Origin of the sequence: Nocardioides hankookensis, assembly GCF_042658885.1 — a bacterium.
Classification (GTDB): Bacteria; Actinomycetota; Actinomycetes; order Propionibacteriales; family Nocardioidaceae; genus Nocardioides; species Nocardioides hankookensis.
On the sequence record NZ_JBHSRJ010000004.1, the window covers coordinates 75,390 to 89,385 of the forward strand.

A 13,996-nucleotide genomic window follows, 5' to 3' on the forward strand; every position below is an offset into this window, starting at 1 on the left:
GCGCGACCGGGAGCCGGCACTCCGGCGCTCGGGCTCGTTCCGGTCCATCAGTGTGAGATCGATGGCCGGACGCGGAGTGCCCGCCGGCCTGCGAAGGGGTGTCATCGTGCCGACCCAGGCTCAGAAGTCACAGCGCTCCGCCTCCACTGCCAAGACCCGCGCGAAAGCCGCGGCCGTGCCGACGCCCGGCGTTCGCACCTACGTCCTGGACACCAGCGTGCTGCTGGCGGACCCGGGGGCGTTGGGGCGCTTCGCGGAGCACGAGGTCGTGCTCCCGGTCGTGGTGATCACGGAGCTGGAGGGCAAGCGGCACCACCCCGAGCTGGGCTTCTTCGCCCGCACCGCGCTGCGCTCGCTCGACGAGCTGCGCGTCGTGCACGGGCGGCTGGACGAGCCGGTGCCGGTCGGCGAGGAGGGCGGGACGCTGCGCGTCGAGCTCAACCACACCGACCCGGAGTCGCTGCCGTCGGGCTTCCGGCTGGGCGACAACGACACCCGGATCCTCGCCGTGGCGCGCAACCTCGCCAACGACGGCTTCGACGTCACGCTGGTCTCCAAGGACCTGCCGCTGCGGATCAAGGCCTCCGCGGTCGGGCTCGACGCCCAGGAGTACCGCGCGGAGGCCGTCAGCGACTCCGACACCGGCTACTCGGGCATGGCCGAGCTCGAGGTCGCCGCGGCCGACCTCGACGAGCTGTACGACGACGGCGTGATCGACCTGGAGGCGGCCCGCCAGCTGCCGTGCCACCAGGGCCTGGTGCTGCTCTCCGACCGGGGTACGGCGCTCGGCCGGGTCGGCCCCGACAAGCAGGTGCACCTGGTCCGCGGCGACCGTGAGGCGTTCGGCATCCATGGACGGTCCGCGGAGCAGCGGGTCGCCCTCGAGATGCTGCTGGACCCGGAGGTCGGCATCGTCTCGCTCGGCGGCCGGGCCGGCACCGGCAAGTCGGCGATGGCGCTGTGCGCCGGCCTCGAGGCGGTGATGGAGCGCGGCCAGCACAAGAAGGTCGTCGTCTTCCGTCCGCTCTTCGCCGTCGGCGGCCAGGAGCTCGGCTACCTGCCGGGCTCGGAGAGCGAGAAGATGTCACCCTGGGGCCAGGCCGTCTTCGACACCCTCGGGGCGATGACGTCCAAGGAGGTCATCGACGAGATCCTCGACCGCGGGATGCTCGAGGTGCTGCCGCTGACCCACATCCGGGGCCGCTCGCTGCACGACGCCTTCGTGATCGTCGACGAGGCGCAGTCGCTGGAGCGCAACGTGCTGCTCACGGTGCTCTCCCGGATCGGCGCGAACTCCAAGGTGGTGCTGACCCACGACGTCGCCCAGCGCGACAACCTGCGGGTCGGCCGGCACGACGGCGTCGTCGCCGTCATCGAGAAGCTCAAGGGGCACCCGCTCTTCGCCCACGTGACCCTCACCCGGTCCGAGCGCTCGCCGATCGCGGCGCTGGTGACCGAGATGCTGGAGAACGTCGCGCTCTGACCCTGGTGCTCCTGCGCCCCCTGTGACTGCTGTGACCGGGGAGGTGGCCAACCGGCCATTTTGTCCGACCGGTTGGGCCGTTCGGTTTGCAACCACCTCCCCCGTCAGGCAGGGTGGCCCGTGATCTTTTCGTGACCTGCCGACAGAGCCGTCGTCGGTCCGCCCGAGTCGTCTACCCCGAGCCCCGAGGCCTTGTCGAAGCACAAGAAGTACGTCCCCAAGCACCGCCATGTAGCTGAGCCGACGCTGCGCGAGGCGCCGAAGAAGGCGCTGCGCACGGGCGTCGTGATGTCCTCGGTCGCCCTGGCGGTCACCGGCATCGCCGTGTCCGGGGGCATGCTCGGCTCGCCGGCGAAGGTCGCGACCACGGCGCAGGACCTCGGGTCCACCCTCGGCGACGGCCAGGCGGACGCCGCCGGCGCGGCCGCGATCGACCGGACCACGACCTCGCGCTCGGCCGACCGTCGACGCGAGGCGGACCCGGTCAAGGTGAGCGCGCTGTCGGCCACCAGTGGCCCGGCGCGCACCAGCTCGGTCGACCTCAGCGACGGCGACCCGCGCGACATCGCCCGCGCGCTGATGGGTCAGTTCGGTTTCGGCGCCGACCAGTTCGGCTGCCTCGACTCGCTGTGGACGCGCGAGAGCAACTGGAACGTCAGCGCCGACAACCCGTCCTCCTCGGCGTACGGCATCCCGCAGGCCCTTCCCGGCTCCAAGATGGCCTCGGCGGGCCCGGACTGGGAGCACAACGCGGCCACCCAGATCACCTGGGGCCTGGGCTACATCCAGGACCGCTACGGCAGCCCCTGCGGCGCCTGGGCGCACTCGGAGTCGCACGGGTTCTACTAACGCGCCGCGAGCGAGCCTGCGAGTTCACGGAAGCACGCGGGAAGGTCGAGTAGTGCCGCGCCCGAGGCACGAAGTCGCGACGCGCGTATCGAGACTCCAACCGTCGAGCTGATCGCCCTCAGGGGTGCGTCATGCTCTCCACGTCGAGGGCCTCGTCCAGCTGCGCCTCGGTGAGCTCACCGCGCTCGACGTAGCCCATCGCGATCACGGTCTCCCGGATCGTCGCGCCCTCGGCGAGCGCCTGCTTGGCGATCTTCGCCGCGGCCTCGTAGCCGACGTACTTGTTGAGTGGCGTGACGACCGAGGGTGAGGACTCGGCGTACTGACGCATCCGGTCCTCGTTCGCCGTGATGCCGTCGACGCAGCGCTCGGCGAGCAGGCGGGAGGCGGCCGCGAGGAGGCGCACCGACTCGAGCACGTTGCGGGCGATGACGGGCATCGCGACGTTGAGCTCGAAGCTGCCGCTGGCGCCGGCCGCGGTGACGGCGGCGTCGTTGCCGATCACCTGGAAGCAGACCATCAAGGTGGCCTCCGGCAGCACCGGGTTGACCTTGCCCGGCATGATGCTCGACCCCGGCTGGAGGTCGGGCAGGTGGATCTCGGCGAGTCCGGTGGTCGGGCCGGAGGACATCCAGCGAAGGTCGTTGCAGATCTTGACGAGCCCGACGGCGTACGTCTTGAGGACCCCGCTCAGCTCGACGAGGGAGTCGCGGGTGCCCTGCGCCTCGAAGTGGTCGCGCGCCTCCGTGAAGGGCTGGCCCGCGTTCTCGGACAGCACGGCGATGACCCGCTCGGCGAAGCCGGGCGGCGTGTTGATGCCGGTGCCGACCGCGGTGCCGCCGAGCGGCAGCTCGCGGACCCGGGGGAGGACGGACCCGAGCCGCTCGCCGGCGTACCGCACGGTGGCGGCGTAGCCGCCGAGCTCCTGGCCGAGCATCACCGGTGTGGCGTCCATGAGGTGGGTGCGTCCGGACTTCACCGCTCCGGCGAACTCCTCCGACTTGCGGCCGAGGCTGGTGGCGAGGACGTCGAGGGCGGGCAGCAGGTCGTCGGCGACCGCGAGGGCCGCAGCGACGTGGATCGCGGTCGGGAACGTGTCGTTGCTGGACTGGCTGGCGTTGACGTGGTCGTTGGGGTGCACCTCGGTGCCGGCGCGGCCGGCCAGGGTCGCGATGACCTCGTTGGCGTTCATGTTGGAGCTGGTGCCGGACCCGGTCTGGAAGACGTCGATCGGGAACTCGGCGTCGTGCTCACCGGCGACGACGGCGTCGGCCGCCGCCACGACGGCTGCGGCCTGCTCGGCGTCCAGGACACCGAGCTCGGCGTTGACGGTCGCGGCGGCCGCCTTCACCCGACCGATGGCGTGGATCAGGGCGGGCTCGATCGGCGTGCCGCTGATCGGGAAGTTCTCGACGGCCCGCTGGGTCTGGGCCCGCCAGAGGGCGTCGCGAGGCACCTGGACCTCGCCCATGCTGTCGTGCTCGACGCGGAAGTCCTCGGTGCTCATGCCCCCGACGCTACCCGCGCGACGTAGAGCCAGTAGGTCTCCTCGCGGTCCTGGAGCAACACGTCGTGCCCGTGGCCGTGCGCGTCGCCGAACACCGCGGACATGCTCGCGAGCAGCTCGGGGGCGGGAGCGGCCGACCAGATGGCCAGGACCCCGCCGGTGCGCAGCGCCTGCCGCGCGGCCTCGAGGAACGGCGCCTCGTAGATCGCGGCGTTGCTGTCGTGCACCAGGTAGCCCGGGCCGTTGTCGACGTCGAGCAGCACCAGGTCGTACGACGCGGGAGTCGCCTCGGCCAGCGCGACCGCGACGTCGGCGACGACCACGCTGACCCGTTCGTCGGCCAGCAGGGCCGGGCCGTGCGGGACCGTGCCGTCGCGCATCCAGTCGACCAGCGCCTGCTCGATCTCGACGACCGCCACCTTCTCCACCCGGGAGTCGGCGAGCACCTCGTGCATCGTGAAGCCCAGGCCGAGCCCGCCGACGACCACCGCGGCCGGGTCCTCGACCGCGGCCAGTGCGGCGCTCGCGAGGGCGCGCTCGGTGGCGACCTCGAGGGTGTCCATCACGAACACCCCGTTGGCGCGCAGCTCCAGCGACGTCGGGCCGTTCTCCGGGCGGCGCTCGCGCAGCACCAGCTCGCCACGCTCCGACTCGGACCGCGCGACCTCGACGTACTCCACGTGATCGGTCTCCACGCGGCCAGTCTTCCCGACGCGGTCGCGATCAGTCGAAGAGCTCGCTGAGCCAGCTCTCCTTGCGCTTCTTCTTGGCGTAGCCCGGCTGCTGGTAGCCCTGCGGGCCCTGGCCGTACGCCGGCGGTGGGGTCGGTGCGGGCTGGGTGACGGCCCGCTCGAGGATCTTGTCGAGCTCACCGCGGTCCAGCCACACCCCCCGGCAGGTCGGGCAGTAGTCGATCTCGATCCCGCTGCGCTCGCTCATCACGAGGGTGGCGCCGTCGGTGGGGCAGAGCATGGGGGAGTCCTCTCGTCGCTCACCTCGTCGAACGGGTGGGAGCGTGCGAGGGTTCCGCGAGGCGCCGGGGGACGTCATACGACCTGGCTGCCTGGGCGACCAGGTCGGATGACGTCCTGGCTGGTGCGAGCCACAAGAAGGACACAGGACGAGGCGTTGCCGCCCTGTCCACAGGACGCCGGCGGAGCTCGGCGGCCGGGGTGTGGGCTCCCCGAGCCTGGTGCGTATGGCGGATGTAGATCGCGAGACCCGGCTGGCCGAGCTCGCCGCGCGTCAGGCGCGCGTGGTGTCGAGGAGTCAGCTGTACGACCTCGGGTTCACCCGTGCCGAGGTACGCAACCACGTCCGGGCGCGGCGGTGGAGCCTCCTGGGTCGTCACTGCCTGGTGCTCCACCTCGGCGCGTTGACGAACGAGGCCCGGCACTGGTCCGCCGTCCTGGAAGGAGGACCGCGGGCGGTGGTCGACGGCGCCTCGGCCCTCGTGCTGGCGGGGCTGGAGCACTACGAGGTCGACCGCATCCGGATCTCGGTGCCCCGCGGCGCGCGGATCCGACATCGAGGCACGGGCGTCGACATCCGACAGACGAGGCGCTGGGCCGAGGATGACACCGTCGAGACCGGCGGTGCGCCGCGCACACCACCGGCCGTGGCGGCGGTGCGGGGTGCGCTGTGGGCGGTCAGCGATCGGCAGGCGCAGCTCTTGATGACGATGAGCGTCCAGCAGGGGCTGGTGTCCGCCGAGGACCTGGCGGTCGAGATGCTCCGCATCCGCCGCGACAAGCGCCGGCTCATGCTCAACCAGCTTGTCGTCGAGCTCCTCGGAGGGGTCAGGTCGCTGGGCGAGCTCGATGTCGTGCGGGGGTGTCGTGAGAGAGGGATGCCCGAGCCGGACAAGCAGGTCTGCCGCCGTACGCCGAACGGGACCTACTACCTCGACTTCCGGTGGAGCGCCTGGAGCGTGGTCGTCGAGGTCGACGGCATCCAGCACGCGTGGATCCAGAACGTCGTCTCCGACGCGCTGCGACACAACCGGCTCGCGATCGACGGCGATGTCGTCCTGCGCCTCCCGATCCTGGGGCTGCGTTTCCAGCCGGAAGACTTCTTCGGTCAGATCCGTGTGGCGCTCGAGCGCGCCGGTTGGCGGCGCCGTGCCGCCTGAGCCCCGGACGTCATACGACCTGGCTGCCTGGGCGACCAGGTCGGATGACGTCCTCGACCTGGAGCACGGCGCGTTACTCCGCCGAGCGCACCCGGATCCCCGTGACGGGCACGGTGACGGTGCCCGAGGGATCGGTGAAGAAGTCGTTGCCCTTGTCGTCGACGACGATGAACGCCGGGAAGTCTTCGACCTCGATCTTCCAGACCGCCTCCATGCCGAGCTCGGGGTACTCGATGACCTCCTGGCTCCTGATGCAGTCCTGGGCGAGCCGGGCGGCGGGGCCGCCGATCGAGCCGAGGTAGAAGCCGCCGTACGCGTCGCACGCCTCGGTCACCTGCTTGGAGCGGTTGCCCTTCGCGAGCATCACCATCGAGCCGCCGGCGGCCTGGAACGACTTCACGTAGGAGTCCATCCGGCCCGCGGTCGTCGGGCCGAACGAGCCGGACGCCATGCCCTCGGGCGTCTTCGCCGGTCCGGCGTAGTAGACGGGGTGGTCCTTGAGGTACTGCGGCATCTCCTCGCCGGCGTCGAGCCGCTCCTGGATCTTCGCGTGCGCGATGTCGCGCGCCACGACCAGCGGACCGGTCAGCGAGAGCCGGGTCTTCACGGGATGCTTCGAGAGCTCGGCGAGGATGTCGGCCATCGGCTGGTTGAGGTCGATCGCGACGACCTCGCCGCCGGAGATGTCCTCGGCCACGCCGGCGTCGGGCATGTACTGCGCGGGGTCGGTCTCGAGCTGCTCGAGGAAGACGCCGTCGGGCGTGATCTTGCCGAGCGCCTGGCGGTCGGCCGAGCACGACACCGCGATCGCGACCGGGCAGGAGGCGCCGTGGCGGGGGAGGCGCACGACGCGGACGTCGTGGCAGAAGTACTTGCCGCCGAACTGCGCGCCGATCCCGAAGGACTGGGTCAGCTTGAAGACCTCCTCCTCCAGCTCGACGTCACGGAAGCCGTGCGCCGACATGGAGCCCTCGGTCGGCAGGTTGTCGAGGTAGTGGGCCGAGGCGTACTTCGCGGTCTTGAGGGCGAACTCCGCCGACGTGCCGCCGATGACGACCGCCAGGTGGTACGGCGGGCAGGCGGCCGTGCCGAGCGAGCGGATCTTCTCGTCGAGGAAGGTCAGCAGGCGCTGCGGGTTGAGGACCGCCTTGGTCTCCTGGAAGAGGAACGACTTGTTGGCCGAGCCGCCGCCCTTGGCCATGAAGAGGAACTTGTACTCCGGCTTCCCGCTGGTCTGCGGCGTCGAGTAGATCTCGATCTGTGCCGGCAGGTTGGTGCCGGTGTTCTTCTCGTCGTACGTCGTCAGCGGGGCGAGCTGCGAGTAGCGGAGGTTGAGCTTCGTGTAGGCGTCGTACACGCCGCGCGAGATCGCCTCGCCGTCGTCGATGCCGGTGAGCACGCCCTCGGACTTCTTGCCCATCACGATCGCGGTGCCGGTGTCCTGGCACATCGGCAGCACGCCGCCGGCGGAGATGTTGACGTTCTTGAGCAGGTCGAGCGCGACGAAGCGGTCGTTGCCCGACGCCTCGGGGTCGTCGATGATCTTGCGCAGCTGGGCGAGGTGCGCCGGCCGCAGGTAGTGGCTGATGTCGTGCATAGCCTCCGCGGTCAGCCGCTGGATCGCCTCGGGGGAGACCTTGAGGAAGGTCTCGCCGTCCGCCTCGAAGGTCGAGACGCCCTCGGTCGTGATCAGCCGGTACGGCGTCTCGTCCTTGCCGATCGGGAGCAGGTCGGAGTACAGGAAGTCCGCAGTTGTCGCCACGAACCCCGAGGCTATCCCGACGGGTCGCTACTACGCTGACCGGCATGGGAGATCTCGAGCCCCGCGCGACGCCGGACCCGACGCTGATGCGGATCTCCGACGAGGAGCGGCACCAGGTCGCCGAGATCCTGCGCACCGCCGCCGGCGACGGTCGCATCGACCTGGACGAGCTCGACGAGCGCCTCGAGGCGACGTACGCCGCGCGGACCTACGCCGACCTGGCCCCGATCACCTTCGACCTGCCGACCGGCGACCAGCTGGCCTGGCAGCCGCCCGCCCTGCCCTCGCCCGTCGTCGACGGACCCGCCAGCGAGAGCCACGTCGCGATCCTCAACGGCCTGGACCGCAAGGGGGTCTGGGTCGTGCCGCGGCGGATGTCGGTCTTCGCCATGATGGGTGGTGCCGACCTCGATCTGCGGCAGGCGAAGTTCGCGGCGCAGGAGGTCGTCATCACCGTCAACGCCTTCATGGGCGGCGTCCAGGTCACCGTCGGCCCGCACACCCACGTGGTCATGGAGGGCACGGGGATCATGGGCGGCTACTCCGGGCCGGGCGACAAGGTGCCGGCCGAGCTGGACGCGAACTCTCCGACCGTGCGGATCCGCGGCGTCGCCGTCTGGGGCGGCGTCTCGGTGGACCGCAAGCCGATGCCGGGCCAGAAGCGGCGGCGTCGCGAGCGCCGCTAGCCAGCGGCCGGCTCCACGTCCTCCTCCTGCACGGCCTCCTGCACGGCCTCGGCCGAGATGCGGCCTGCGTGCTCGCGATCCACCGTGAGGTTCTCCCCGGTCGCCGGGTCGAAGAGGTGGATCTTGGACCCGTCCACCCAGATCTCCGCCTCCTCGCCCGCCGCGATCCGGCTGGCACCGTCGAGGGACACCACCAGCTGGGTGTGCAGCGACTCGCCGTCGAGGTCGCGCTCGAGCTGGCGCAGCTGGTCCTCGACCTCGGGCGGCGCCTCGAACGGGATGTAGGCGTAGGTCTCGTTGCCGAGCCACTCGACGACGTCCACCTCGGCCCGGAAGGTCGATCCGGACGGGTGGTCGGTCTTCACCGAGGCGTCCTCGAAGTACTCCGGCCGGATGCCCGCCATCAGCAGACCCCTGCCCTCGGCCTTCGCGGCCTTGTCCGCCGGGATCTCCACGGTCCCGAACGGGAGCTTCACCGTGGTGCCCTCCACCGTCGCCGGCAGGAAGTTCATCGGAGGTGAGCCGATGAAGCCCGCCACGAACAGGTTGCCCGGGTTCTCGTACAGCTCGCGCGGGGTCGCGAGCTGCTGGAGGATCCCGCGCTTCAGGACGGCGACGCGGTCGCCCAGCGTCATCGCCTCGGTCTGGTCGTGGGTGACGTAGACCGTGGTGATCCCGAGCCGCTTCTGGAGCCGGGAGATCTCGGTGCGCATCTGCCCGCGGAGCTTGGCGTCGAGGTTCGACAGCGGCTCGTCGAAGAGGAACGCGTCCGCCTCGCGCACGATGGCCCGACCCATCGCGACGCGCTGGCGCTGACCGCCCGAGAGGTTGCCGGGCTTGCGGTCGAGGTGCTCGTCGAGCTCGAGCGTCTTCGACGCGGCTCGCACCTTCTCGTCGACCTCGGCGTCCGACGCCTTGGCGAGGCGCAGCGGGAACGCGATGTTCTCGTACACGGTCAGGTGCGGGTAGAGCGCGTAGTTCTGGAAGACCATCGCGAGGTTGCGGTCGCGCGGCGCCAGGTCGTTGACCCGCCGCTCGCCGATCATCATGTCGCCGGAGGTGATGTCCTCGAGCCCGACGATCATCCGCAGCAGCGTGGACTTGCCGCACCCGGACGGCCCGACCAGGATCATGAACTCCCCGTCCCGCACGTCGATGCTGACGTCGTTGACGGCCGGGAAGCCGTCGCCGTACTGCTTGACGATGTTCTTCATGTCGATGGAAGCCACGAGGTCACCCCTTCACGGCGCCGGAGGTCAGGCCGGCGACGATCTTTCGCTGGAACAGCAGGACGATGATGATGATGGGGACCGTCACCACCACGGAGGCGGTGGCGAGCAGTCCGTACGGCGGGTTGAACGGATCCGGTCCGACGAAGAAGGACAGCTGCGCCGGGACCGTGCGCGAGTCGGTCGTCGAGGTCAGCGAGATCGCGAGCACGAACTCGTTCCACGCGAAGAAGAAGGTCAGGATCGCGGCCGTGAAGACGCCCGGCGCGGCGAGCGGGACGATCACCTTGCGGAAGGCCTGCCACGACGTCGCGCCGTCGACCTGGGCGGCCTGCTCCATCTCCCACGGGATCTCGCGGAAGAAGGCCGAGAGCGTCCAGATCGCGAGCGGCAGGGTGAACGACATGTACGGGATGATCAGGCCGGGCCAGGTGTTGAAGAGGTGCAGCGTCCGCCAGAGGTCGAAGAGCGGGCCGACCAGGGCGACGACGGGGAACATCGCGATGGCCAGCGCCAACGACAGCACCAGGCGCTTGCCCTTGAACTCCAGCCGCGCGATCGCGTACGCCGCGAGCGTCGCGAACACGACCGACAGGAGGGTCGCGATGATCGCGATGCCGAACGAGTTGCGCAGGGCGTCGAGGAAGTCGTTGTTGGTGCTCTCCTGGCCGGGGGTCACGCTGCCGATGCCGAGGATGTCCCGGTAGTTCTGCAGCGTCCAGTCCTGGGGCAGGAAGTGTGGGCTGCCGGCCGCCGTCTCGCCCGACCCCTTGAAGGACAGCGACAGGATCCACACGACCGGGAGCAGGCACCACACGAGGATGACCACGAAGCCGATCCACGTGCCGACGACGTTGCGGGTTGCCCTGGATGTCGTGGCCATCAGGCCTCCCCTCGGGCCTGCGCGAGATCGACGCGGAAGAGCTTGACGATCAGCCAGGCCAGCAGCAGGACGGTCAGGAAGAGCAGCACCGAGAGCGCCGAGCCGAGGCCGAGCTGGAACTGCTGGATCACCTGGCGGTAGGTGAGGAACGACGACGACTCCGTGTCCTGGGCGCCGCGGGTCATCACGAAGATGTTGTCGAAGATCCGGAAGGCGTCGAGTGCCCGGAAGAGGACCGCGACCATGATCGCCGCGCGCATGTTGGGCAGGACGACCTTCCAGAGCCGTTGCCACCAGGTGGCGCCGTCGACCTTCGCCGCCTCGATCATGTCCTCCGAGACCTGCGACAACCCGGCCAGCAGGAGCAGCGACATGAACGGCGTGGTCTTCCAGATCTCGGAGACCATGATCGCGAACATCGCCGGCCAGTGGCTGCCGAACCAGTTGGTGTCGGGCGAGATCCACGGCAGCCACGAGAACCAGGCGTTCACGAACCCGTTGTTGAGGCTGAACGCGAACTGCCAGGCGTACGCCGAGACCACGGTGATGATGCCGTAGGGGATGAGGATCGCGGTCCGGATCGCGCCGCGGGCGAAGACGATGCGGTGCATGACCATCGCGAAGATGAAGCCGATCACGAGCTCGACCGCGACCGTGACCACCATGATGATCACGGTGTTGAGCGTGTCCTGCCAGAACAGCGAGTCGGTCAGCACGGTCCCGTAGTTGGAGAGCCCGACGAACGACTTGTCGTCCGGCGACGTCAACCGGTAGCGGAAGAGCGACAGGTAGAGAGCCTGGATCATCGGCCACGCCGTGACGGCGAGCATGACGATGACCGCCGGCAGGACGAGCTTCTGGCCGAGCCGGTTCTCGGCCCGGGCCCGGTCGCTCACCACCGGTCTGCCCGGGGCCCTCGCGATGGCGCTCACAGCAGGCTCCTTCCGTGGAGGACGTCGTCGATGAAGCTCTGCGACTTCGCCGGGGTGTCGCTGTTCACGCTCGCTGGCGGGTGCCACCTCGACTGGATGCCGCCGGAGATGTCGCTCCAGTAGGGCGTCACGGTGCGTGGCGCCGCCGCGTCGAGGCTGTCCTGGAACAGCTGGAGGAGGTCGGCGGGGTAGGTCTTCTGGAGCGCGTCGTCGTTGGCCTCGTAGCCCGCCTGGCTCGCCGGCATGTTGCCGGTGATCTCGGCGTTGACCTCTTGGTTCTCCGGGCTGGTGAGGCACTCGATCGCCTTCATCGAGTCGTCGACGTGCTGGGAGTAGGCGCTCACGCCGAGCCCGATGCCGCCGTACGGCGGACGCGAGTCCTCGCCCTCGACCGTCTGCGGATAGCGGGCGTAGCCGATGTCCTTGTTGAACCCCGGGTTGGACCCTTCGTAGCTGTTGAAGATGTAGGTCCAGTTGACCATGAACGCGCCCTGCGTCCCGCCGAAGGTGCCGGCGGCCTGACCCTCCTGGGCGACCGACAGGTCCGCCGGTGCGGCCGACGAGTGAGCCAGCTTCTCGATGACGGCGGCGGCCTTCTCGCCGGCGGGGGAGTCGATCTCGAGCTTGAGGTCGAGGCCCTTCTCGGTGTCGGTGGCCAGCTCGCCGCCCGCGCCGGAGATCAGCGCGTTGATCCAGACGACGTAGCCCTCGTACTTGTTGGCCTGCACGGCGACCTTGCCGCCGTTCTTCGCTGCGGCGCCGATGATCTGGTCCCAGGTGACCGGCTGGCTCATGTCGATGCCGGCCTTCTGCGCGAAGGACTTGCGGTACCAGAGCACCTGGGTGTTGGACCAGAACGGTGCGACGACCAGCTGGTCGTTCCAGGTGGCCGCGTCGGTGGCGCCCTGGAAGGACTGCTCCTCGAGCTTGTCCTGGAGCTCCTGGGGGATCGGGGCCAGGAAGCCGGCGTTCGAGAACTCGGCGGTGAACGGCGGGTCGATGCTCATGATGTCGATCCCGGAGTCGCGGGCGGCGAGGCGCCGGGCCAGCTGGATCCGCTGCTCGTTCGCGTCCTGGGGCAGGACCTGGGTGGTGATCGTGTAGTCGTCCGTGCTGCAGTTCGCGGCCACCTTGGCCGCACCGCCGCTGTCCGGGTTGATGTACCAGATCAGCTCGGGCTTGCCCGAGTCCGCACTGGCCGCGCACGCGGCGAGCAGTCCGGACACGGTGATCAGTGCTGCGGCCGCGGTGACCCCGCGCCGTACTCGATCCATGCGCTCCACCTCCCGAGTGGTCTAGATCACATGTAGCCCTCATTCGGCCCGATGTAAACGTTGACAATTCTTCGAACCGGGTGGATCGCGCGGGAGGCGCACCCGCTACTGTGAGCCCGCTCACCTTTACTACGGATCGTCCGGCACGTACCTGCCGGTGAAGGAGTTGTTCAAGCATGGCCACAGTTCGATTCGAAGAGGCTCAGCGCTGGTATCCCGGTGCCGACAAGCCCGCAGTCCCGGGCATCTCCCTGGAGATCGGCGACGGGGAGTTCATGGTCCTCGTCGGCCCCTCCGGTTGCGGCAAGTCCACGACCCTGCGGATGCTCGCGGGGCTCGAGGAGGTCAACAAGGGGAAGATCTTCATCGGGGACCGCGACATCACCAACATGCCCCCGAAGGACCGGGACATCGCGATGGTGTTCCAGAACTACGCGCTCTACCCGCACATGTCGGTCGCCGACAACATGGGCTTCGCCCTCAAGATGGCGAAGGTGCCCGGCGACGAGCGCAACAAGCGCGTCCAGGACGCCGCCAAGATCCTCGGGCTCACCGAGTACCTCGACCGCAAGCCGAAGGCGCTCTCCGGCGGTCAGCGTCAGCGCGTCGCCATGGGTCGCGCGATCGTGCGTCAGCCGCAGGTCTTCTGCATGGACGAGCCGCTGTCGAACCTCGACGCGAAGATGCGCGTGCAGACCCGCACCGACATCGCGAAGCTCCAGGCCGACCTGGGCGTCACGACCGTCTACGTCACCCACGACCAGGTCGAGGCCATGACGATGGGTGACCGCGTCGCGGTCATGAAGGACGGCTACCTCCAGCAGGTCGACACCCCGCTGGGTCTCTACGACAAGCCGGTCAACCTCTTCGTGGCGGGCTTCATCGGCTCGCCGGCGATGAACCTCCTCGAGGCGACCGCCGCCGACGGCAAGGCCCAGATCGGCGAGTACGCCGTGCCGGTCGACCCGGCCGCGGCCGCCAAGATGCAGGGCAACATCACCGTCGGCGTCCGTCCCGAGGCGTGGCGGATCGTCGGCAACAGCGAGGCCGGCATGCCGGTCCGGGTGACCGTGGTCGAGGACCTCGGCTCGGACGCCTTCGTCTACGGCACCAGCGGTGTCGAGGGCACGCCCAACAACATCATCATCCGTGTCAACGGCCGCGACCACGTGCAGAAGGGCGAGACGGTCTACGTCACGACCGACCCGCACAACGTGCACGTCTTCGACACCGACACGGGCGAGCGTCTCTCGGACTGAG

General features: G+C 69.5%; 13 protein-coding genes. 5 read left to right on the forward strand and 8 right to left on the reverse strand.

Annotation, left to right across the window (positions count from 1 at the left end; all coding sequences use genetic code 11):
• Nucleotides 1-61 precede the first annotated feature (61 nt).
• Entirely contained in the window at nucleotides 62-1,483 is a 1,422-nt protein-coding gene (locus ACFPYL_RS06740) for a PhoH family protein (protein ID WP_379152057.1), read from the forward strand.
• A gap of 192 nt (nucleotides 1,484-1,675) precedes the next feature.
• Complete coding sequence (locus tag ACFPYL_RS06745) at nucleotides 1,676-2,332, forward strand: aggregation-promoting factor C-terminal-like domain-containing protein (RefSeq protein WP_379152060.1); 657 nt, start codon at nucleotides 1,676-1,678, stop codon at nucleotides 2,330-2,332.
• 118 nt (nucleotides 2,333-2,450) lie between these two features.
• Here the strand turns inward: ACFPYL_RS06745 and ACFPYL_RS06750 are convergent, their stop codons facing one another.
• Genes ACFPYL_RS06750 through ACFPYL_RS06760 form a run of 3 tightly spaced genes read right to left on the reverse strand, consistent with a single transcriptional unit; the run spans nucleotide 2,451 to nucleotide 4,811 of the window.
• Nucleotides 2,451-3,839: a class II fumarate hydratase gene (locus ACFPYL_RS06750; protein WP_379152063.1), complete on the reverse strand. Its 1,389-nt coding sequence runs from the start codon at nucleotides 3,837-3,839 to the stop codon at nucleotides 2,451-2,453.
• Nucleotides 3,836-4,534, reverse strand: coding sequence for a spermine/spermidine synthase domain-containing protein (locus ACFPYL_RS06755; RefSeq protein ID WP_379152065.1), 699 nt, complete (start codon nucleotides 4,532-4,534; stop codon nucleotides 3,836-3,838). Before ACFPYL_RS06755 ends, ACFPYL_RS06750 begins: the two co-directional genes overlap by 4 nt.
• Nucleotides 4,535-4,562: 28 nt before the next feature.
• A complete protein-coding gene (locus ACFPYL_RS06760; RefSeq protein WP_379152068.1) occupies nucleotides 4,563-4,811 on the reverse strand; it encodes a TFIIB-type zinc ribbon-containing protein in 249 nt (82 codons plus the stop codon).
• Between the two features lie 226 nt (nucleotides 4,812-5,037).
• Between ACFPYL_RS06760 and ACFPYL_RS06765 the strand changes: the two genes are divergently transcribed.
• Nucleotides 5,038-5,970, forward strand: a complete 933-nt coding sequence (locus ACFPYL_RS06765; protein WP_379152071.1) for a DUF559 domain-containing protein — start codon at nucleotides 5,038-5,040, stop codon at nucleotides 5,968-5,970.
• Between the two features lie 73 nt (nucleotides 5,971-6,043).
• Here the strand turns inward: ACFPYL_RS06765 and ACFPYL_RS06770 are convergent, their stop codons facing one another.
• Nucleotides 6,044-7,732, reverse strand: a complete 1,689-nt coding sequence (locus ACFPYL_RS06770; RefSeq protein ID WP_379152074.1) for a fumarate hydratase — start codon at nucleotides 7,730-7,732, stop codon at nucleotides 6,044-6,046.
• 44 nt (nucleotides 7,733-7,776) lie between these two features.
• Between ACFPYL_RS06770 and ACFPYL_RS06775 the strand changes: the two genes are divergently transcribed.
• Complete coding sequence (locus tag ACFPYL_RS06775; RefSeq protein ID WP_379152077.1) at nucleotides 7,777-8,418, forward strand: DUF1707 SHOCT-like domain-containing protein; 642 nt, start codon at nucleotides 7,777-7,779, stop codon at nucleotides 8,416-8,418.
• Here ACFPYL_RS06775 and ACFPYL_RS06780 read toward each other — a convergent pair.
• The 4 genes from ACFPYL_RS06780 to ACFPYL_RS06795 are packed head-to-tail and all read right to left on the reverse strand — an operon-like array spanning nucleotide 8,415 to nucleotide 12,736.
• Nucleotides 8,415-9,647 carry an ABC transporter ATP-binding protein gene (locus tag ACFPYL_RS06780; RefSeq protein WP_379152080.1) on the reverse strand — a complete coding sequence of 411 codons (1,233 nt, stop codon included), beginning with the start codon at nucleotides 9,645-9,647 and terminating at the stop codon, nucleotides 8,415-8,417. The genes ACFPYL_RS06775 and ACFPYL_RS06780 overlap by 4 nt on opposite strands.
• A 4-nt stretch (nucleotides 9,648-9,651) precedes the next feature.
• Nucleotides 9,652-10,530, reverse strand: a complete 879-nt coding sequence (locus ACFPYL_RS06785) for a carbohydrate ABC transporter permease (protein WP_379152083.1) — start codon at nucleotides 10,528-10,530, stop codon at nucleotides 9,652-9,654.
• Complete coding sequence (locus ACFPYL_RS06790) at nucleotides 10,530-11,462, reverse strand: carbohydrate ABC transporter permease (RefSeq protein WP_379152086.1); 933 nt, start codon at nucleotides 11,460-11,462, stop codon at nucleotides 10,530-10,532. Before ACFPYL_RS06790 ends, ACFPYL_RS06785 begins: the two co-directional genes overlap by 1 nt.
• Nucleotides 11,459-12,736, reverse strand: a complete 1,278-nt coding sequence (locus tag ACFPYL_RS06795; RefSeq protein WP_379152088.1) for an extracellular solute-binding protein — start codon at nucleotides 12,734-12,736, stop codon at nucleotides 11,459-11,461. Before ACFPYL_RS06795 ends, ACFPYL_RS06790 begins: the two co-directional genes overlap by 4 nt.
• Nucleotides 12,737-12,912: 176 nt before the next feature.
• On the opposite strand from ACFPYL_RS06795, the gene ACFPYL_RS06800 reads away from it, so the two are divergent.
• On the forward strand, nucleotides 12,913-13,995 hold the full coding sequence (locus tag ACFPYL_RS06800; protein WP_379152091.1) for an ABC transporter ATP-binding protein: 1,083 nt from the start codon (nucleotides 12,913-12,915) through the stop codon (nucleotides 13,993-13,995).
• Nucleotide 13,996 lies beyond the last annotated feature (1 nt).